Raw genomic sequence first — 20,237 nt, 5'->3', positions numbered from 1 at the left:
ATACATGAGACGAGAATTTTTTCGGCCAAATTGTGTTGAGGTTGCCGCCCGGCTATTCGGCTGCCATAAGGCGGGCCACGTCCAGCATTCGCGCCGAGAAGCCCCATTCGTTGTCGTACCAACCAAAGACCCTGACCTGGTTTTCACCCACCATACGGGTCTCGGGCCCGGCAACAACCAGCGATTCAGGGCGGGACCGCAGGTCGGACGAGACCAGCGGCAAATCAGTCCAGCCAAGCACCGGGGATGCAGCAACGGCGTGCTTCAGGGCTCGATCGAAGGTTTCAGCGCTCATGCCGCGCTGCAATGTGACCACGAGGTCCACGGCTGACACACTTGCAGTAGGAACGCGGACAGCCGCGCCCGAGATACGCCCGGCCAGATGCGGAAGGACGACATCGATAAGGTGCATCGCGCTCGATGTGGTCGGAACCATCGACAGCGCCCCAGCCCGAGAACGGGCAAGGTCGCCACGCGGCGCGTCGACCATGGGTTGGCTGTTGGTATAGCAGTGGATGGTGGTCATGTGCCCCGATGCAACACCGCCGATATCGTCGATGACCTTGACCAGTGGCACTAGCCCATTGGTGGTGCAGGATGCGTTTGACACAATCCGGGCGCTGCCCAACTGGTCTTCGTTCGCACCCAGAACGATGGTGACATCAGCAGCGGGGGAGGGGCCTGAAATCAGTACTTTGCCTGCGCCCGCAGACAAACCGCGACGCGCAACGTCCGAACTGCGGGCGATACCCGTACAATCCAGCATGACGTCAACGCCCGACAGATCAACGCGGGACAGATCATCGCTGTGGGTCATGGGAATTGAGTGCCCATCCACGATCAGCGCGGCGTCCCCTGCGGACACATCGCCGGGATAGGGACCAAATGTGCTGTCGTATTTGAACAGGTATGCACAGGTGTCCAGCGGCGCGATATCATTGATCAGCACCAGCTCGATATCTGACCCTGCCGGCAGGGCAAGAACCTGCCGCAGGATCGTACGGCCAATACGGCCGAATCCGTTTATTGCGAGTTTCATGCGCAAGCTATGGCAGGCCGGTCGGGCGACCTCAATGCCTGATCTGACGCTGTGTCAGTTGCAGCTGACCTGCGAGAAAAACTGGCCCGAGATGTTCTGGTACATGCTGGCCACGATCGGTTTGCACCCGGTTGCCTGCTGAATCGCTGCAATGGCCTGAACGGTGCGCAGGCGCGGTGGCGGACCGAATGGGTTGAGGTTGTTGTTGTCACGCGTGGCGCGATAAACGACTGGTGCGTCAGAAACCTGTGTCACCGCCCAGGTGCGGCTCATGACGAACACGGATTTGGTTTCTTCCTTGGCCGAGATGGGGGATGCAAAAAGGGCCACGGATGAAGCGAGTGCTGCGACGGCCAGCAGGGCAGGGCGTAGTTTCATGGAACAATCTCCAGTGCTCAAAATCAGAATTTACTTGGATTTCAGCAAATTCCGGCCCGCCTGTGAAGCCCCAAGGTCAGAAATTTGCGACGCCACGCCGTCGGGCAGGTGTTACCGACGATCTGTGGGCAATGGCAAATGTCGGTTGCAGCCCCTGTGCCGCCAATGCCCGAACCACCCCGGATCGCCCGCGTTGCGGGCTTGCGAACAGAAGTCTCGCAGACAGGACTGTCCGGGGTGTTTTGAAGGTTCGCGTCAGGGGCTTGGCCCTGCCGGGTTAGAGGTATAACCTTGACCACAAATGATTTCAGCTCTGCGAGGCCGCCATGAATGCCCCATGTTTTACCGCCATCGCCGCATGCGGCATTTTATTGATGAGCACTGTGGTCGAGGCCAAGCCCCTTTCTCGAATCATAGCCGAGATGGGGTTGTCTCCGGCAGATTTCGAAGTGGTCAACGCAGCCTCGAACGCGCTTTTGACCAGCGGTACGCCTTCCGTGGGCCAGGAACGGTCATGGAAGAATGACGACACGGGTTCCAAGGGGACAATCCGGGTGCGATCGGTACAGGGAAATTGCGTTGGTCTTCAGCATGTGATTCAGCCGGAAGGCGGTGATCAGAGCAGGGAAATCCGAACCCGCCGCTGCAATGACGGCAACGGCAATTGGATCCTTACGCCCTGATCATCAGCTCGGAATTCAGTAGCCCTGATCACGATTGACTTCATGCAGCAAGGCCGCGCTGGAACTGAGGCGTCGGAAGTTTTCAGCCACATCCGACAAGGCGTCGCCCAGATGCCAGCCTGAAACATGTGGTGTGATCGTCACGCCGGGATGGCGCCATAGCGGGCTGTCTTGTGGCAAAGGTTCCCGCGAGGTGACGTCCAACACGGCATGCCCCGGAACACCTGCGTCCAGTGCCGCGATGAGGGCGTCCTCATCAATCAGATTTCCGCGCCCCGCGTTCAGCAACTGACTACCGGGTTTCATCGCCGCCAGCATCCGGGCATCAAACAGGCCAGCGGTCTGAGGGGTCGAAGGCAGGATTGCGCAAACGTGGTCACATTGGCCAAGAAGCCCGGGCAACGCGTCCTGCCCATGCATGCAAGTTACGCCGTCAATGGCTTTTGGCGTACGGCTCCAGCCCATCACCTGAAAGCCCACGGCGTGCAGCATCCGCGCGGTGCGGGCGCCGATGTGGCCAAGACCCAGAACACCGACCACGGTGTCCGGCGTAAAAACCGGTGCGCGTGGGGACCACTCGGCGCGGGTCTGGGCCGCTTCGTGAAACGCCATGTGTCGCTGAGCGCGCAGGATATAGGCCAGAAACCACTCGGCAATGCCCTGTGCCGGGGCGTCAGGCTTCAGGCGGGCGATGCGAACGTGACCGGGCAGACCGGGATGGCTGACAATGGTCTCGACCCCTGCGCCCAGCTTTTGAACCAGTTTCAGGTTCGGCAATCGCGTCGGGTGGTCACGTTGCATGTCAACCACGGCCAGCATCGTTATGTCATGCGGATTGCCCAGCGTTTCGGCGGTGCGGATATCCGCATCCGGTAACACGGCCTGTAAACTGCGGGCAATTTCGTCATCACTTATCCAGTTGGACAGCCCGGTTTCGATCAACAACGCCATGTGCGGCTCCTGCATATGTTTGATGTGGTGACGTCCCGTCACTGCGGTGGACAGGGCCCGGGCAGTTAAGCCATCCTTGCGGCAAAAGTATAGCCCGGACCCGGTGCTTCAGAGGGACATTTCCGAAAACATGACATTCAGCCTGGCCGTGCAAATTCATGATCATCTGCAAGACGTTGCTGATATGACCGGGGCCGAGGTCATTCGGATGGATGACGCATGTTTCCCTGGCGGTGATGGCGAAACTGATCGCAAGGCCGGCGTGTCAAACAAATTCGCCCCCAAAGTCGGAACGGGGAAAGTGTTTGAACGCCTGGGTTCAGACAAACGGAAACGATTTGCGCAAGAACAGACCTGAGGATCACATGGCCGAAGCGCTCGACTTTACCAACACGACCTATTTTCATCAGCGCGAGGACGGGGCGTTTGTTGGCAACGATGCCGCGCGCGGGCCTTGGTCTGCCGCACATTGCCACGCGGGGCCGGTCAGCGGCTTGATCGTTCGGGCCGCAGAAACCGAAATCGGCCCGGAGAAGATGCTGACCCGACTGACTGTCGATTTGCTGAGGCCGCTCCCGCTGGCCGGGCTTCGCGTTGCGGCAGAGACCACGCGCCACACAAAGACACTCGGGACTACGCGGGTCACGGTGCACGATCTCGACGATACGTTGTGCGCCACGGCAACAACCATGCACCTGTTGCGGCGCGATCTGGGGCAGGTGCCGAATGTCGAAATGGATGCGCCGAGAATAGAGGACGTTGTCGATGGCCCTTTTCCGATAGGTGAAATTCGCCACGACCTGCCAGGCTTTGCCCATTACAGCGATATTCGCTATCCCGCAGGGGGAAAACAGGGGGCCGGACCCAAAACGATTTGGATGCGTACTCCGCAGCTTTTGCAGGGCGAGGATCAATCGCCCATACAGGCCCTGTGTCCGTTGGCGGATTGTGGCAACGGTATCTCATGGAATGCGCCGACCACTGAAATGGGGTTCATGAATACGGACCTGACCGTGCATATCCACCGTGAACCGGTTTCGGATTGGCTGGCCTCAAAATCGATTTCGCATTGGCAGCCTTCCGGCATCGGCATGTCTCAGTCCGTCCTCTTTGATACGCAAGGTCCGGTGGGCACAGCGTTGCAAACACTGGTTCTGTTTCCGCCGACCTGATGTTGGGCCGGATTTCGCATCGGGAGTGAAAATGTCGTTGCCGCCACGCGGAGGGAGACCTATCTTGCGCCTATGCGTTACCTTATAACCACTTTGATCCTTTGTTTGCCGATGCAGGCCAACGCCCACCCGCATGTCTTCATTGATACCGGGCTGGAGTTCGTCGTGGATGACGCTGGTCAACTGACCCATGTTCGCGTGACCTGGGCGTATGACGAATTCTACTCGTTACTGGTTCTGGAAGACATGAAGCTGGATCAGGATGCTGACGGCGTTCTGACGGAAAGCGAAGAACGGTTCCTGACCGGGTTCGATACGCAGTGGGTGGAAGGATATAATGGCGATCTTGTCGTTACCGCAGACGGAAACCACGTCGCGCTGTCGGGCCCGATGGAGGCGCAGGCGACAGTTGAAGACGGGCGCGTTGTCACCACGCATCTCAGGGCGGTGGAGGCCGGTTCCGTCGCGGCCGTGGCGCTGTCTGCGAAAGCGTTTGATGAGACGTTTTATACCGCCTACGAGGTGACGCGGCCCGTGACCGTGACGGGCCCCGCCGCGTGCCAGATTGACCGGTTTGACCCGGATATCGACGGCGAACTGGCCCAGATGCAGGCCTTTCTGCTGACCCTGGACGCCGACTATGACCTCGAGGAAAATGACATCCCTCTGGTCGGTGAACGTTTTGCGACCGAGATCCGCGTTTCATGTCCCGCTACCTGATCCTGCCTGTCGGCCTGGCGATTGTACTGCTGCTCTGGTTTTGGGGCAGCGGAGGCTTTGACAGTCTTGCGGCCTGGGCTGCGGGGGAGCAACGAGAATTCCAGAACCAGATCGCCCGGTCCTTGCGTGCCGCGCGTGCCGAGCAACCCGAGGCGGTGGCAACGCTGTTGACGGTCTGTTTCGCCTACGGGTTCTTTCATGCCATCGGCCCCGGCCACGGAAAGGTCCTGATCGGGGGTTACGGTTTGGGTCGGCGTGTCGCCTTCTGGCGGTTGTCGGCGATCAGTGTATTGTCCAGCCTGGGGCAGGCGGTGACGGCCGTCGTCTTGGTCTATGCCGGGGTGCTGGTGTTCCAGATGTCCCGTGAAAGCCTTGTTGGAACGACGGAACAGGTCATGGCTCCGATAAGCTACGGAGCGATCGCCCTTATCGGTCTTTGGCTGGTGGCCCGGTCCTTGCGCAGTTTTGCAAAGAGACGAACCACGTCGCCCCATGATCACCACCATCACGAAAACGATCACTCGCATCATCCCCACCATGATGGCGAAGTCTGTTCAGATTGCGGCCACCGCCATGGCCCGACCGCGCAGGAAGTTGCAAATGTGGGTTCACTGCGCGAGGCCCTGATCCTGATTGCGGGCATCGCGGCGCGACCGTGCACGGGGGCTTTGTTCGTGCTGATCTTGACGTGGCAGATGGGCATCGCGATGGTCGGTATCGCCGGGGCTTTTGCCATGGCATTGGGCACGGCGTTGGTCACGACATTGGTGGGATGGACGTCCTTCGGCCTTCGCGGAGGTCTGCTGGCCTCAGCCTCGGCCACTCGGTTCGCATCGGTGCTGGCCCCAACCATCGAACTGGTGGCCGGGCTGATCATTGCCGTGATCGCAAGTGGTTTGCTGCTGCGTGCGATTTAGGTCAGTCGAACACCGGTTCCGGATATCCGACCCGCGCCAGATACAGCCCCTGCGGCGGGCACACTGGACCGCAGGCCGCACGGTCGGCAGCTTCCAGCGCCTCGCGCACCTCTTCCGGGGTCCACGCTCCGGCGCCCACACGTTCCAGCGTTCCGACGAAACTGCGCACCTGATTGTGCAGAAATGACCGAGCCCTTACGTGGAAATGAACTTCGGGGCCAGAAAAGCCCTGAACCTGTTCAACCCGCAACTCATCCAGAGTTTTGACCGGGCTCGCCGCCTGGCAAATCGACGACCTGAAGGTCGTGAAATCATGGCGACCCAGCAGCATGTTCGCCCCTTCCTGCATGGCCTCGACATCCAGCGGATGGTTGATCTGCCAAACCTGCCCTTTGTCATGGGTTGCAGGCGCGCGTCGCATCAGGATGCGGAACAGGTATTGCCGTTCGACCGCCGAAAACCGCGCGTGCCAATCGTCGGTCACGCGCGCGGCGTCCACGATCGCCACCGGCTGCGGTTTGAGGTGATAGTTCAGCGCCTCGGACAGGCGGAACGGGTCCCAGTCCTTGGCCATGTCGCAATGGGCGACCTGACCCAACGCGTGAACGCCGGCGTCGGTGCGCCCTGCGGCCGCAATCGTATGCGCACCCGGCTGGATACGGGACAGGGCCTGTTCGATTGCGCCCTGCACGGACGGCTGATCCTTTTGCCGCTGCCATCCGGCAAACGGTTCCCCCTGGTATTCGACTTTCAACGCGTATCTGGGCATGTGCCGCTGGTACAGCGCGGTGCGGGAACGGGCAAGGGGGCGAAAGCGCTGGTATGTGCGGTACCCGCTACCTATCTTGGGTGAAACGATAATTGCGGGGCGACAGATTGGTCATCTCATCACTGGCAGACAGTCTTGTGCGCGGCGTCGAAACCATCGGCGACAGCGTATCCGAGACGTTTTTTGAGCCTGTCATCCGCCTGGGTGTCACCGGGTTGGCGCGGTCGGGCAAGACGGTTTTCATCACCTCGCTGGTGGCGAACCTGCTGGATCGGGGGCGCATGACCGGGCTGGTTGCGCAGCAGGAAGGTCGGATCAATGCCGCCTATCTGCAACCGCAGCCGGATGACACCGTGCCCCGGTTCGATTATGAAACGCACCTGTCCGCCCTAACGGGTCCGACACCGCACTGGCCGGACAGCACGCGCGCGGTGTCAGAGCTGCGCCTGTCCTTCAAAGCCTGCCCAGCCGGCTTGCTTGCCGGCTTGCAGGGACCGCGCACCGTTCATCTGGACATCGTCGACTACCCCGGCGAATGGCTTCTGGATCTGGCCCTGCTGGACAAGTCTTATGCAGACTGGTCTCGGGAAACACTGGAACGTATCGAGGCCCGCTCGGAGGCGGTCGAGTATCTGGGGCAGGCCCATGCCGCAGACCCTTCCGGCGCGCATGACGAGCCGACCGCGCAGGCGCTGGCATCGTCGTTCACGACCTATCTCAATCAGGCGCGTGAAGCGGGGTATTACGACTGTACCCCCGGGCGGTTCCTGCTGCCGGGGGATCTGGCCGGATCTCCGGTTCTGACCTTTGCGCCGTTGGTGGTGTCTGGCCCGTCGCGGCGCAGAACGCTTCAACGCGAGATGGAACGGCGATTTGAAGCCTATAAAGCCCAGGTCGTGAAACCGTTTTTTCGCGATCATTTCTCGCGCATCGACCGGCAGGTGGTTCTGGTCGATGCGCTGGGCGCTATTCACAAAGGTCCTCAGGCGGTCGAGGACATGCGCCGCGCCATGGCTGATATCCTGTCGGCCTTTCGCCCCGGCCGAAACGCGTGGCTCAGCCAATTGCTGCTGGGCAAAAGGGTTGAACGCATCCTTTTTGCGGCGACAAAAGCGGACCACCTGCACCACATGCAGCACCCCCGCCTGACCGCGATTATCGAGGCGTTGACGCGTGAGGCGCGTGATCGGGCGAATTTCGCCGGAGCCCGGACCGAGGCCCTGTCTCTGGCTTCGCTGCGTGCCACGACCGAAGAACTGCGCCACCACGACGGGGCAGACTTGCCATGCGTTCGGGGTACCCTGTTGAAGAGCGGCAAACAGGCCGCCTTCTACCCGGGAGAATTGCCCGAGGATCCAGCGCATCTGTTGGGTCCGGCCCGAAACGGGGCTGATGCGTGGTTGGGCGAAGATTACGGTTTCATGGCCTTTGCCCCGGCGAAACTGTCGCTGAAACCCGGTGATGGCCCGCCGCATATCCGGCTGGACAGGGCGGCACAGTTCTTGATCGGAGATCGGTTGTGACGACAATTCTACGCCGCGCACGCCCGACGGATGCAGGCACCATCGGGTCGATCCTGCACGGTTTCGCCTTGGAAAACGACTGGATGCCTGAATTGCACAGCTGCGCCGAGACGATCGCTTTCTGTGGTCGAATGATTGATCTGGAATGGGTGACCGTGGCCGAAACCGAGGCCGGCGTTGTTGGTTTTTTGGCGCTCGACGGTCGTGAAATCCATTCGCTTTATCTGGATGCTTCGGTTCGGGGCCGCGGGATTGGTCGGCAATTGCTGGATCACGCCAAATCGGCCCGCTCAGAGCTGAGCTTGTACGCGTTTCAGAACAATGCCCGAGCCTGCCGGTTTTATGAACGTAACGGCTTTGCCGAGGTGGCCCGCAGCGATGGGGCGGACAACGACGAAAACCTGCCGGACATACGGTTTGTCTGGCACAGCGAGGATGTGATCAATGGCTAAAGGCCCGGTTTTGATCGATCTTGAAACGGATGAGCCCCCAGCCGATGTCGCCAAGGCCCCGCCGGTGCCGGACATCGCGCAACCACAAGGGCAGGCGATGCAAGGCGCGGCGCGGCTGGCGGCGCGCAAACCATCGGCTCTGGCACGCTGGTTCTGGGGGCTTGCACTGGCGGTGATCGGGGCGGCCGTATCGGTGGCCGCGTGGGATTTTGCAACTTCGCTGGTGGCGCGAACGCCTTTTTTGGGTTGGATCGTAACCGGATTGATCGCCGCTCTAGTTCTTGTGGCGCTTATGATCGCAATCCGTGAACTGGCCGCATTGGGGCTATTGTCCCGTGTGGATGGCCTGCGCCGGGCCGCAGATGCCGCGTTGGCTGAGGACGATCTGGCTCAGGCCCGCGCAGTCACCAATCGTATCATCGCATTCTACAAAGGCCGGGAAGACACGCGCTGGGGCCGCGAACGATTGACCGAGCGGATGGCGGATCAGTTCGATGCGTCAGCTCTGCTGGAACTTGCCGAAGTTGAGCTGTTGGCGCCTCTGGACGAAGCCGCCAGCCGCGAAGTCGAGGCCGCGGCCCGGCAAGTTGCAACCGTGACCGCATTGGTGCCATTGGCGCTTGCGGATGTGATAACCGCGCTGGCCGCGTCATTGCGGATGATCCGCCGGGTTGCCGAAATCTATGGCGGGCGCGCGGGTACGTTGGGCGGCTGGCGTCTGACCCGCAGTGTATTTGTGCATCTGGCGGCGACAGGGGCGGTTGCAGTCGGCGATGATCTGCTGGAGCCTGTCCTGGGCGGTTCCGTTCTGAGCAAACTGTCACGCCGGTTCGGCGAGGGGCTGGTCAACGGGGCCCTCAGCGCTCGTGTGGGTGTGGCCGCGATGGAGGTGTGCCGCCCGTTGCCGTTCTCGGACAGGCACAAACCTTCGACGCGGGGCATCATCAAGCGCGCCTTGCAGGGCCTGTTTTCCAAGGGTTGATCCAAAGCAAGGCGCCCCGGCCTGCGCTTCGGCACACTGAATGTGTCAAAGGAGCCAGCCATGACGGATCACGGTCACAGCCCGCAGGAAATCGCCGAACGGATCAACGCGCCGCCCGGCCGCGGCGTGTTGCGCGATGTCGTCTATGGCGGCATCGACGGGTCCGTCACCACATTTGCCATCGTGGCAGGCGTTGCAGGGGCAGGCCTTTCCCCTTTCGTTATCGTGGCGCTTGGCCTGGCGAATGTTCTGGCTGACGGGTTTTCGATGGCGGCGGGCAATTATTCGGGCACCAAGGCCGAGCTGGACAACATTCGCCGCATCCGCGCGGTCGAGGAACGCCACATTGCGTTGTACCCGGATGGTGAGCGCGAAGAAGTGCGAGAGATCCTTGCGCAAAAAGGGCTGTCTGGCGACATTCTGATCGAGGCCACGGCAGAGATCACCTCGAGCAACGAAAACTGGATCAACCTGATGATCGAAGGTGAATATGGTCTGGGCAGTGTCGACCCGCATCCAATGAAAGCAGCTGTGGCCACCTTCTTCGCGTTTCTGGTGGCGGGGATGATCCCATTGCTGCCGTTTCTGGCGTCCGTGCCGAACGCGTTTGCGATCTCGGCCTGGATGACCATGGCTGTCTTTTTTGCGATTGGCGCGCTCAAAAGCCGGTGGTCACTGGCCCCCTGGTGGCGGTCGGGGATCGAGACGTTTTTGATCGGCGGGCTGGCCGCGCTGATCGCGTATCTCGTCGGGTCCTTGTTCCACCCATAAATTTTGTGCCGCTGGGATGACGGTTGTTGCGGCAGGCGTTACCGCAGACCCCAGACCTTTTCAGGCCGACGATCGCGCGTCCGGCGATTTCGGTGCTTTAGATCGGATCACAGCTTTCCTGACTGTCACTTTCGGACGGCTCAAGATAGCCTGACCTCCAAAAGGATCGGAGACTCGGTTGGAATCGCTGCTTGTTCTTGTTGGCCTGATAGTTCTGGCCATCCCTGTGACATTGATCGCTCTTTTGGTCGGGCATTCCCGATTGCGTCGCCGGGTAGAGCAGCTGGAAGCGCAAATCAACGCCTTGGCCTCAGGCGATACGACCGTCCTGCCGCAACCGGAACAGGAAACGCGTGCACCACAACCTGCTGCTGAAGAGAAGCCGCGCAGGCCGGCACCTTGGTCGGCTCCAAAACGGCAGGAAGACAACAGTGCCGACGCTCAGGATGCAGAGATTTCTTCTCCGGCTGTCGTGTTTCGCCATGACAGGTTTGCGGCTTTGGGCGCGTGGCTGCGCGAGAACTGGTTTTATGTGGTTTCGGCCCTGTCTCTGGCATTGGCCGGTATTTTCCTTGTGCAATACGGCGTCGAAAACGGTTTGCTGCCGCCGGCGGCCCGTGTCGTCGCTGCCCTGGGTTTCGGCACGGTTTTGATCCTCGGAGGAGAAGTCCTGCGCCGCAAGTTCGGTGATGACGAAGCGGTGGCAACCGCCTATCTGCCCTCGGTCTTTTCCGGTGCCGGGCTTGTCACTTTGTTCGGGGCCATCCTGTCCGCGCGCCAGCTGTACAACCTGATCGGTGCCGAAACGGCACTGGCAGGGATGGTCGTTGTCGCGCTGGTGGGCCTCGTTCTGGGGTGGTTCCACGGTCCGCTGCTGGCTGCGGTCGGTCTGATCGGTGCCTTCGCGGCGCCTTTCCTGGTCGGGGGCACGTCCGATGATCCGTCGTGGCTTTACGCGTATTTCCTGCTGGTTGCCGTCTTGGGGCTGGGTATCGACACGGTACGGCGCTGGGCATGGATCTCGGTCCTGACGCTGTTTGGGGCTTATGCGGCGAACCTGCTTCTGGTGATGGGCGCGCCGAGTACGGAATCGGGATACCTGATCGCGGCAACGGTGCTGGCGCTTTTGGCAACCGCCATTCCGGTGCGGCGCATTTGGCCAAATCACGCGGGCCCCATGCTGACTGAGATGATCCGCCGCCCAAAGGCCCGCCCTTGGCCGGAATTCCCAACTCGACTGGCCGCCGGGGCCATCGCGGCAAGTACGGTGATCCTGTCCTGGCATTGGGCGGACACGGAACCCGAATTCTGGTTGGGCGTCAGCCTGTTGTCTGCCCTTGTTCTGGCGCTGCTTCTATGGGCCAAGGATGCACCGGCCCTCCGGGACCTGACCGTCCTGCCTGCGGCTGGATTGGTGGTCTTTGTCGCCTCTCACGGGCTTGAGAATGGCGCGGTTCTGGACAGGTTTGCGGGCACTTACGCGGAAACGCCCGAGGCCGACTATCCGATGGTGGTGACTGTTCTGGTCGCCTTGGGAGGTTTGATGTCGGCTCTGATGGCGTGGCGGTCATTCAAGGCAAGCCAGTATCGCGCCGTCTGGGCCGGAGGAGCCGCGCTTTTTGCACCCGTGCTGGCCATCGCGCTGGAAACAGGCTGGCATCCGGCTTTGGTGATCGGGGCTTATCCTTGGGCGCTCCACGCGATTGCGCTGGCTGTGTTGATGGTGGTTCTGGCTGAACGCTTTGCCCGCGTCGACGGCGATGACCGGATGCGGGCGGCACTGGCCACCCTGTCCATGCTGTCGTGTCTGGTCTTTGCCTGCGTCATCGTGCTCAGCTCGGCGGCGCTTACGGTTGCTTTGGTCGCCAGCGTTGTTGTTGCGGCCGCGTTGGACCGCAGGTTCATCCTGCCGCCGATGAGCTGGTTCATCTGGGCCGGTGTCTTTACCGTCACGGTGCGTTTGGTGCTTGATCCCGGGCTGGACTGGGCCAATTCCGCTCCGGTGTCCGAGATGGCGATGGTCTATGGCGTGGCCACATTGGGATTTGTCGGGGGCTGGTGGCTTTTGCGTCCGTTGAAGCGCCCACTGGCGGCGCTGCTGCTGGAAAGTGCGGCCTGGGCGACATCGGGTATCCTGCTTTCCTTGCTGCTTCTGCGTTGGCTTGAAGGCTTCGGCGAGGGCGGCGCTGACAACAGCCATTGGGGCCTGGGTCTGTTGGCCGTCATCTGGCTTTTGCTTGCGTTCGCGCAGGTGCAGAGGTTCGGGCTGGGTGGCAAACTGAACTACCTGCGATACCTGCTTGCTATGTTCTTTGCGGGTCATGGCCTTTTCTATCTGTTGCTGGCATTGGCGGACCAGAACCCCTTGTTTGATCCGAATGCCGATCCGGTGCTTGGGCCGCCGGTTTTGAATACGCTGGCCGTTGCCTATCTGTTGCCCGCATTGGCCATCGGCGGTTCGGCCTGGAGGATCCGGGAAATGCCGAAACCGATCATGCAAGCAAGCTTTGCCGTTGCAGGGACATTGGCGGCAGTTTGGTTGGGTTTGACGATCCGTCACGTCTGGCAGGGCGCGGCGGGGATGTATGAAGGCAACGGCGTCACCCAGCCGGAACTGTATACCTACACTTTGGTGCTGCTGCTGATCGGGGCCGCTCTGTTCTATCAATCACTTGCCCGCCGATCCGACCTGATGCGCAAGGCAGGGTTGGCGGTGATCGGGCTGGCGGTGGCCAAGGTCTTCCTGATCGACATCGCCGGTCTGGGCGGCCTGATCCGGGTGTTTTCGCTGTTGGCGCTGGGCCTTGCGCTGGCCGGTCTTGCGTGGCTGAACCGGTGGGCGAAACTGCGCCATTCGCCGCAGCGGGCAGAACCTCTGGACCATTAGGTGCAGGCGTCATATAAGCGCGCCATGCATGACCGGATGGCCATCATTATTCGAATTATATCCCCGGCGCTCTGACCTCCTGAGACGCCGGGCAAAGGTGTTTGAGACTTCGCACCGACCGCTTCGATCCAATAGACGACCAGATCATCCAAAGGACGCCCCAAATGTGCGCCGACACGATCCAGACACCTGATTACAAAGACACGCTGAACCTGCCCAAAACCGATTTCCCCATGCGCGCCGGCCTGCCCAAGCGCGAACCCGCATGGCTGGAACGGTGGGAGACCATCGGTGTCTATGACCGCCTGCGCGAGAAAAAGGGCCGCTCGCCCTTTACGTTGCACGATGGCCCCCCTTACGCGAATGGTCATCTGCATATCGGCCACGCCCTGAACAAGACCATCAAAGACATGATCGTGCGATCCCATCAGATGATGGGCTTTGATGCGCGATACGTGCCCGGCTGGGACTGCCACGGCCTGCCGATCGAATGGAAGATCGAGGAACAGTACCGCAAGAAGGGCAAGAACAAGGACGAGGTGAACATCGTCGACTTCCGTCAGGAATGCCGCAAGTTCGCCGAGGGCTGGATCGACATCCAGCGCGAAGAGTTCAAGCGTCTGGGCATCACCGGAAATTGGGCCGATCCCTACATCACCATGGATTATCACGCCGAGGCGGTGATTGCGGACGAATTCATGAAGTTCCTGATGAACGGCACGCTCTATCAGGGCTCGAAGCCTGTCATGTGGTCGCCCATCGAAAAGACGGCCCTGGCCGAGGCCGAGGTCGAGTATCACGACAAGGAAAGCTTCACCATCTGGGTGAAGTTCAAAGTCGTGAATGCGGGCGATCTTGATGATGCCTATGTGGTGATCTGGACGACGACGCCGTGGACCATGCCGTCGAACAAGGCCGTCGTGTACGGTGAAGACATCTCCTATGGACTCTACGAAGTCACCGGCGCGCCGGAAGAATGCTGGGCCAAGGTAGGCGACAAGTTCCTGCTGGCCGACAATCTGGCCGCTGACGTTCTGGGCCGTGCCCGTCTGAACGACGATCAATGGACCCGTGTGCGCGACGTGACCGCCGACGAATTGGAGAGCGTGCAGCTGCTTCACCCGCTGGCCGGGGCCGAAGGCGGCAATGGCGAATGGGACGACATCCGCGATTTCCGCGCCGCTGACTTCGTGACCGATACCGAAGGCACCGGTTTCGTCCACTGCGCGCCGTCCCACGGTATGGAGGAGTTCGAGCTGTACCGTGATCTGGGCATGCTGGAACAGGTCATCACCTATAACGTGATGGACGATGGCTCGTTCCGTGCCGATCTGCCGTTCTTTGGCGGCAAATACATCCTGTCCCGCAAGGGCGGCGAGGGTGACGCAAACAAGGCCGTCATCGACAAGCTGGCCGAGGTCGGCGGGCTGCTGGCGCGCGGCAAGATCAAGCACAGCTATCCGCATTCGTGGCGCTCAAAGGCGCCGATCATCTATCGCAACACGCCGCAGTGGTTCGCATCCGTCGACCGCAAGCTGGATGACGGTATGGGCGAGATGGGCGACACCATCCGCGAACGTGCCCTGCGGTCGATTGACGAGCTGGTGAAGTGGACGCCGCAGTCCGGCCGCAACCGCCTGTATTCGATGATCGAAGCGCGCCCGGATTGGGTTCTGTCGCGCCAGCGTGCATGGGGTGTGCCGCTGACCTGCTTCACCAAGAAGGGCGCTCTGCCCACCGACGCGGATTACCTGCTGCGCAACGCCGAACTCAACGCCCGCATCAAGGCGGCGTTCGAGAAGGACGGTGCGGATGTTTGGTACACCGACGGTTTCAAGGAAAAGATCCTCGACGGAATTGCCAACCCGGACGACTACGAACAGGTCTTTGACGTGCTGGATGTTTGGTTCGACTCGGGTTCCACCCACGCGTTCGTTCTGCGCGATCGCGAGGACGGCACCGAGGACGGCATCGCCGACGTTTACATGGAAGGCACCGACCAGCATCGCGGGTGGTTCCATTCCTCGATGCTGCAAGCCTGTGGCACCAAGGGTCGTGCGCCCTACCGCAATGTAGTAACCCATGGCTTCACGCTGGACGCCAAAGGCAACAAGATGTCCAAGTCGCTGGGCAACACCATCGTGCCGGAAGAGGTCGTCAAACAATACGGCGCCGATATCCTGCGCCTGTGGGTGGCGCAGACCGACTACACCGCCGATCAGCGGATCGGGCCGGAGATTCTGAAAGGCACCGCCGACAGCTATCGTCGCCTGCGTAATACCATGCGGTTCATGCTGGGTTCGCTGGCGGACTTCACCGAAGCTGACCGGGTGGACCCTGCGGATATGCCGCGTCTGGAACGCTGGGTTCTCAGCCGTTTGGCGGAATTGGATGCGCAGGTGCGCAAGGGTTATGCCGCGTTTGACTTCCAGGGTGTTTTCAGCGTCGTGTTCAACTTTGCTACGGTTGATCTGTCGTCCTTCTATTTCGACGTTCGCAAGGATGTTCTGTACTGCGACGGGGACAGCACACGCCGCCGCGCCGCGCGCACTGTTCTGGATATCCTGTTCCACCGTCTGACCACCTGGCTGGCCCCGGTTCTGGTCTTCACCATGGAAGAGGTCTGGCTGGAGCGGTTCCCGGGCGATGACAGTTCGGTCCATCTGGTGGACTTTCCGGACACACCCGCCGATTGGCGCGATGCCGAGCTTGAGGCCAACATGGCCAAGGTGCGCCGTGTGCGCCGGGCCGTGACCGCCGCGCTGGAGGTTCAGCGTCAGGACAAGGTGATCGGCTCCAGCCTCGAGGCGGCACCGATCGTGCATGTCGAGGATGGCGATACCCGCGATCTGCTGGCCACGTTCGACGTGGACGACATGTGCATCACATCGGGCCTGACCGTGACCGGCGATCCCGCCCCGGCCGAGGCGTTCCGTGTGCCGGAAATCGAAGGCGTTGCCGTCGTATTCGAAAAAGCAGAAGGCGAGAAATGTCAGCGTTGCTGGAAAATCCTGCCTGATGTGGGCCGCCACACCCACGCGGGCGTCTGCGGGCGCTGCAATGAGGCGCTGGGATAAATCAACGCGCCCCCCGAATTCAGTCGGGGGGCATTTGGAGCTATGTCTGCACAGATTGCGGTGTTGGATTGAACAGATCAAAGCCAATGGCAGGATCTGACAGTGCTTTCCAAACCTGATAGTCCGTAAAGTAACCGGTGTGCCCGCCAGGATCGACCGGGATGTTTCGATTTGCAAAAATGAGACCACCCTCGATTTCGGTTCCGACAAAATCGTCCTGCCGGAAGATGTTGAACCACGAGGCGTTCAACTGACTGGCGGTGATGGTGAACATCTCGGGAAAATAGCGCTGATAGATATGCGTGACCGGAGAGCCCATCGTGATGAGTGTCAAAGTCCGCCCGCCGATGCGTCTCTGGACGCGTGGGTCAGCAAGCATCTGTGTGGCAATCACGGTGCCCTGCGAATGGGATATCACCGTAATATGATCCGCTGGAAAGATATCGAGAACATAGTACAACGTGCGATAGAAACGCTCGTCTATCGCCTTGCGATCCGGATAGTTGCGTTGTCGCGTTTCCAGATCTTTTCCCAGATAGCATTTGTCACGAATGGCGTAGGTAACGATATCCCGTGCAACGCCCAGCCCGGCGGAAACAAAATCAGAAAACCGGTACATCAACGCAGTTGCGCCAAGAACGATCAGGCCGATCTCGCCTTGCGAACAGGCCAACCTGTCCAAAGCCCAAGAGATCGGGTTGGTTTCACCTATGCCCACGTTGCATGCGGCCTCAAAACTCTGGTTGGCTGCGATCTCTCGGATCGTGACCAGAACCAGCACGATTGTACCAAACAGAAAGACCCACTGCGCCAGCCGGTTTACAATCGCCCGGCTGATCAGACCGCTGCGGGTGTGAAGGTTGGCCTTGTACGTTTTACGACCTGCAAAAAGCCCGACGCCAACGAACCCCAACAGAACGATGGCCACAAAGGCCACGCTGAGAGTTTCGATGGACTCGTTCAAATTGCTTTCAAAAAGACGTTGCAGCTGACCGCCGGACAGGCCCGAAACAGTTTCCAGCAATTGCTCTATGGTCAACCAGAGGCCGGAAATGAAGAACATCCAGAAAACCAGCATGCCTGCACAGATGCTGGGGTACAGCCGCCTGTGCTCTGAAAGTGTGTCATTGATCTGCAGCGTCCAGGCGGACAACGCGTAAAGAATGAGTGTCAGGAAGATAAGAGTGGCCCAGAAAATGGACAGCAGAAAAACCTGAAACGCCACGAATTGCTCCAGGGCCGGCGGGCAATTTCCCGTGTCGGAAGGGACGCAGACCCACAATTTCAGGCCCAGCGGCCCAATGACCAAGCACAGAGTCAGTGCTGTTCCCATTGCGAGCATTCCACGCCAGAAGACCCGCCTGAGATAGGTCGGCGCCGATCGGCTTTGCCCCAGCCCGACAATGGCCCCGCCGGCGTACAGCCCGAACAGAAGCCAGAACAACAGGGCAGGGTTCTGGAAAACCGAGACAGGTATCCGGTCGGTCATGACCGCTGCGGCACCAATCAACAAAAAGACGTTCAGCGTCGCAACCGCACCGAAGAAGATCCATGTGAAAAGATGTACCAGCTGTGCCGCAAGTGTATTCCTGCCATTGGGCTGGTCCGGGGCAACGCCTTTGCGGATGTGGGTTTGCTCGACATTGTCCATCGCCAGATATCCCAACGCCAGAACGACCCAAATCAGGTCCAGCACGGTTTTGATCGCTCCTTTCGGGGCCGGAGAGCGATCAGCCCAATAAACTTCGGCAAACAGGGCCTTGTCCTGAGGAACAGCCGGGTCAGTCACCGTGCGCAGATTGACTTCGAACAGCTCTGCATTTCTTGGATTTCCGTCGAAGGTGGATTCGGCCAGTTCGATCATGCCGCGTTCGACTTCGATCGGTGGTCTGGGGTTTCCATCCAGCCAGGTTGTTGCTGCGCCAACGACCTGATCGACGGTTTCGCCGGGTTTTTGTTCACCGATTCCATGTACCGTGAGGATCAAATGTCGACCCATTGCGTTCTCCAAAATCTCTTTAAGTAACGGCAGGAGCGTATCACGAATGGCGCCAATGCCCAAAAATGACGTTTTGCGTGGTCTTGCACATTCCCGCGCTTGTGCTTGGTGCTTTGATCTGAAACCGTCGGTCCATGGCGATGATTTCCGTTGAAACTCAGTTCGGACGACTTGGTGTTGAAGAAACAGACGGGGCCCTTACACGGCTTGTCTGGAACGGCAGGGACGAGGGTGAGCCGACTGCGCTGCTGCGCGAAGCCGCCACCCAGTTGAGGGCCTATGATCAAGGGCGGCTTGACCGTTTCGATCTGCCGTATCGCGTTGACGGATCAGAGTTTCAAAAGCGGGTCTGTGACCTGATGTATGCCATCCCGCTTGGAGAAACGCGCACCTATGGCGATATCGCCAAAGAACTGGGGCAGCCCGCCCAGCCGGTTGGCCAGGCCTGCGGAGCAAACCCCATTCCCGTGATCATTCCCTGCCACCGGGTACTGGCCGCAAATGGCTTGGGCGGTTTTTCGGGCGACGGTGGTGTTGAGACGAAAGTTGCCCTGTTGCGGCATGAGCGGGCGGCAGGTCTTTTGATCTGAGCGTCGAAACTCGGTTGCAATCCGCTTTTTGCAGACACAACTTGTAACCATTGCTGAATTTGAAGGACCGCATTGCATGACCACTGAACAAGACCGTGCAGCCCGCAAGAAGGCCATTGTCGACCGGTTGATGTCGCTTGAAGCGCAAGAGCTTGCAACGGCGCAGGCGCATTACGATGCGTTTTTGAAAGATGCCCAGTTGGACGACCGGGAAGGTCACGACAAGGATGACATTGCCGCATCGCGGGAAAACGCCGATCTGGCGGCTGCCTTTGATGCCCCGGTCCATGCGCATCATGCAAAGATTGACGTCATCGAAAATACCGATTTCAGCCTTGCCGACACGGTCAGGCCAGGAGCTGTGATCAAGTTCAACAACCGCAGATTTGTTGTGTGTGTTTCAACAACGCGGTTCGAAGTGGATGGCAAGACCTATATGGGCATTTCAACCCAAAGCCCGATCTATCTGGCGATGGCTGGTCTGCAAAAAGGCGACGTCTTTACCCATAACGGCACCGAATTCGAGGTGCAGGACGTTCTGTAAAACGGGACGGGGCATCGCTGCGTCAGGCGTGGCGCTGCGGAACAACCTGTTGGGCGATGCCTGCGAAGGTCAGGTACAGGCTGGTGATGACCAGCCCCCAATGGGCCCAGCTTTCGGGGTGAAAATCGACCCATGCGGCCCAACCCGCGAAGAATGTCCATGCCAGCGCCATCGGCAAAGTCAGGCTGCGCCAGCGCTCGGTGCGCACGGGATGAACGAATTTCAGCGGCAGAAACATGGCCAGCGACAGCAGGGTGACCAGCAGCAGGATGATCCAGAAATTCGGTTCCAGTGCGAAGATCACGATCACGAACATGTTCCAGCACCCGGGAAAACCGGAAAAGGAATTGTCCTTGGTCTTCATGCGTGTATCCGCGAAATACATCGCGCTGGCAAATGTGATGACGATGATCGCGAACCATCCGGTCCAGCCGTCCATCAGCCCCGATTTGAACAGTGCAAAAGCCGGAATGAACACATAGGTCAGGTAATCTATGATCAGATCCAGCAGAACGCCGTCGAACTCGGGCGCGTTGTGCTTGACGTGATAATGTCGCGCCAGCGGGCCATCGATACCGTCTACAATGAAAGACACGACAAGCCAAAGGTACATAAGGCTCCATTTCTCTTCGACGGCGGCCAGCATGGCCAGCATGGCGAAAACAGCGCCTGTTGCAGTAAAGAGATGAACGGAAAGAGCTTTGAATCTGAGTGTCATGCAAGCGTCATGACCGATGCGCGTTCGAGATGCAAACCAAAAGCCTGGGTTTTCGAGTCATGGGC

General features: G+C 59.9%; 19 protein-coding genes. 13 read left to right on the top strand and 6 right to left on the bottom strand.

Annotated features, from left to right (window positions below; genetic code table 11):
• Window positions 1-52: 52 nt before the first annotated feature.
• Together GOW04_RS11305 and GOW04_RS11300 are read right to left on the bottom strand one after the other, a co-directional pair.
• Window positions 53-1,039: a type I glyceraldehyde-3-phosphate dehydrogenase gene (locus GOW04_RS11305; protein ID WP_171232610.1), complete on the bottom strand. Its 987-nt coding sequence runs from the start codon at window positions 1,037-1,039 to the stop codon at window positions 53-55.
• 54 nt (window positions 1,040-1,093) lie between these two features.
• Window positions 1,094-1,417: a hypothetical protein gene (locus tag GOW04_RS11300; RefSeq protein ID WP_171232609.1), complete on the bottom strand. Its 324-nt coding sequence runs from the start codon at window positions 1,415-1,417 to the stop codon at window positions 1,094-1,096.
• Window positions 1,418-1,743: 326 nt separating this feature from the next.
• Between GOW04_RS11300 and GOW04_RS11295 the strand changes: the two genes are divergently transcribed.
• Window positions 1,744-2,100 carry a hypothetical protein gene (locus tag GOW04_RS11295; protein WP_171170891.1) on the top strand — a complete coding sequence of 119 codons (357 nt, stop codon included), beginning with the start codon at window positions 1,744-1,746 and terminating at the stop codon, window positions 2,098-2,100.
• A gap of 15 nt (window positions 2,101-2,115) precedes the next feature.
• On the opposite strand, the gene GOW04_RS11290 is transcribed toward GOW04_RS11295, so the two are convergent.
• A complete protein-coding gene (locus GOW04_RS11290) occupies window positions 2,116-3,051 on the bottom strand; it encodes a glyoxylate/hydroxypyruvate reductase A (protein ID WP_171232608.1) in 936 nt (311 codons plus the stop codon).
• A 130-nt stretch (window positions 3,052-3,181) separates the two neighbouring features.
• Here GOW04_RS11290 and GOW04_RS11285 point away from each other — a divergent pair, with 130 nt between their 5' ends.
• From GOW04_RS11285 to GOW04_RS11270, 4 genes are all read left to right on the top strand, one after another.
• Window positions 3,182-3,409: a hypothetical protein gene (locus GOW04_RS11285; RefSeq protein WP_152457198.1), complete on the top strand. Its 228-nt coding sequence runs from the start codon at window positions 3,182-3,184 to the stop codon at window positions 3,407-3,409.
• A gap of 7 nt (window positions 3,410-3,416) precedes the next feature.
• Window positions 3,417-4,223 (top strand): thioesterase family protein, encoded by an 807-nt coding sequence (locus GOW04_RS11280; protein WP_171205614.1) that lies wholly within the window; start codon window positions 3,417-3,419, stop codon window positions 4,221-4,223.
• 72 nt (window positions 4,224-4,295) lie between these two features.
• Window positions 4,296-4,943 carry a DUF1007 family protein gene (locus GOW04_RS11275; protein WP_171232607.1) on the top strand — a complete coding sequence of 216 codons (648 nt, stop codon included), beginning with the start codon at window positions 4,296-4,298 and terminating at the stop codon, window positions 4,941-4,943.
• On the top strand, window positions 4,928-5,860 hold the full coding sequence (locus GOW04_RS11270) for a nickel/cobalt transporter (RefSeq protein WP_171232606.1): 933 nt from the start codon (window positions 4,928-4,930) through the stop codon (window positions 5,858-5,860). Before GOW04_RS11275 ends, GOW04_RS11270 begins: the two co-directional genes overlap by 16 nt.
• A 1-nt stretch (window position 5,861) precedes the next feature.
• On the opposite strand, the gene truA is transcribed toward GOW04_RS11270, so the two are convergent.
• Window positions 5,862-6,629: a tRNA pseudouridine(38-40) synthase TruA gene (gene truA, locus GOW04_RS11265; RefSeq protein WP_152457202.1), complete on the bottom strand. Its 768-nt coding sequence runs from the start codon at window positions 6,627-6,629 to the stop codon at window positions 5,862-5,864.
• Window positions 6,630-6,736: 107 nt separating this feature from the next.
• Between truA and GOW04_RS11260 the strand changes: the two genes are divergently transcribed.
• The 6 genes from GOW04_RS11260 to ileS all read left to right on the top strand — a co-directional run bounded on the left by GOW04_RS11260 (window position 6,737) and on the right by ileS (window position 16,321).
• The gene (locus tag GOW04_RS11260; RefSeq protein ID WP_171232605.1) at window positions 6,737-8,152 is read left to right on the top strand and encodes a YcjX family protein; all 1,416 of its coding nucleotides are present in this window, start codon (window positions 6,737-6,739) and stop codon (window positions 8,150-8,152) included.
• Window positions 8,149-8,604 carry a GNAT family N-acetyltransferase gene (locus GOW04_RS11255; RefSeq protein WP_171232604.1) on the top strand — a complete coding sequence of 152 codons (456 nt, stop codon included), beginning with the start codon at window positions 8,149-8,151 and terminating at the stop codon, window positions 8,602-8,604. Before GOW04_RS11260 ends, GOW04_RS11255 begins: the two co-directional genes overlap by 4 nt.
• Window positions 8,597-9,586: a YcjF family protein gene (locus GOW04_RS11250; RefSeq protein WP_171232603.1), complete on the top strand. Its 990-nt coding sequence runs from the start codon at window positions 8,597-8,599 to the stop codon at window positions 9,584-9,586. Before GOW04_RS11255 ends, GOW04_RS11250 begins: the two co-directional genes overlap by 8 nt.
• A 60-nt stretch (window positions 9,587-9,646) precedes the next feature.
• Window positions 9,647-10,357, top strand: a complete 711-nt coding sequence (locus tag GOW04_RS11245; protein ID WP_171117463.1) for a VIT1/CCC1 transporter family protein — start codon at window positions 9,647-9,649, stop codon at window positions 10,355-10,357.
• Between the two features lie 178 nt (window positions 10,358-10,535).
• Window positions 10,536-13,244: a DUF2339 domain-containing protein gene (locus tag GOW04_RS11240; RefSeq protein WP_171232602.1), complete on the top strand. Its 2,709-nt coding sequence runs from the start codon at window positions 10,536-10,538 to the stop codon at window positions 13,242-13,244.
• Between the two features lie 164 nt (window positions 13,245-13,408).
• Window positions 13,409-16,321 (top strand): isoleucine--tRNA ligase, encoded by a 2,913-nt coding sequence (gene ileS, locus GOW04_RS11235; protein WP_171232601.1) that lies wholly within the window; start codon window positions 13,409-13,411, stop codon window positions 16,319-16,321.
• A 40-nt stretch (window positions 16,322-16,361) separates the two neighbouring features.
• On the opposite strand, the gene GOW04_RS11230 is transcribed toward ileS, so the two are convergent.
• Window positions 16,362-18,320 carry a hypothetical protein gene (locus tag GOW04_RS11230; protein ID WP_171232600.1) on the bottom strand — a complete coding sequence of 653 codons (1,959 nt, stop codon included), beginning with the start codon at window positions 18,318-18,320 and terminating at the stop codon, window positions 16,362-16,364.
• Between the two features lie 134 nt (window positions 18,321-18,454).
• Between GOW04_RS11230 and GOW04_RS11225 the strand changes: the two genes are divergently transcribed.
• Window positions 18,455-18,910 carry a methylated-DNA--[protein]-cysteine S-methyltransferase gene (locus tag GOW04_RS11225; protein ID WP_171232599.1) on the top strand — a complete coding sequence of 152 codons (456 nt, stop codon included), beginning with the start codon at window positions 18,455-18,457 and terminating at the stop codon, window positions 18,908-18,910.
• Window positions 18,911-18,986: 76 nt separating this feature from the next.
• Complete coding sequence (locus GOW04_RS11220; protein ID WP_171232598.1) at window positions 18,987-19,454, top strand: hypothetical protein; 468 nt, start codon at window positions 18,987-18,989, stop codon at window positions 19,452-19,454.
• Between the two features lie 22 nt (window positions 19,455-19,476).
• On the opposite strand, the gene GOW04_RS11215 is transcribed toward GOW04_RS11220, so the two are convergent.
• Window positions 19,477-20,172: a phosphatidylcholine/phosphatidylserine synthase gene (locus tag GOW04_RS11215; RefSeq protein WP_170344959.1), complete on the bottom strand. Its 696-nt coding sequence runs from the start codon at window positions 20,170-20,172 to the stop codon at window positions 19,477-19,479.
• Between the last annotated feature and the right edge of the window lie 65 nt (window positions 20,173-20,237).

The sequence above is a fragment of the Ruegeria sp. HKCCA4812 genome, assembly GCF_013034245.1.
Classification (GTDB): Bacteria; Pseudomonadota; Alphaproteobacteria; order Rhodobacterales; family Rhodobacteraceae; genus Ruegeria.
The sequence above is the reverse complement of the archived record's forward strand: the minus strand, read 5'-3'. Positions and strand labels throughout refer to the sequence as shown.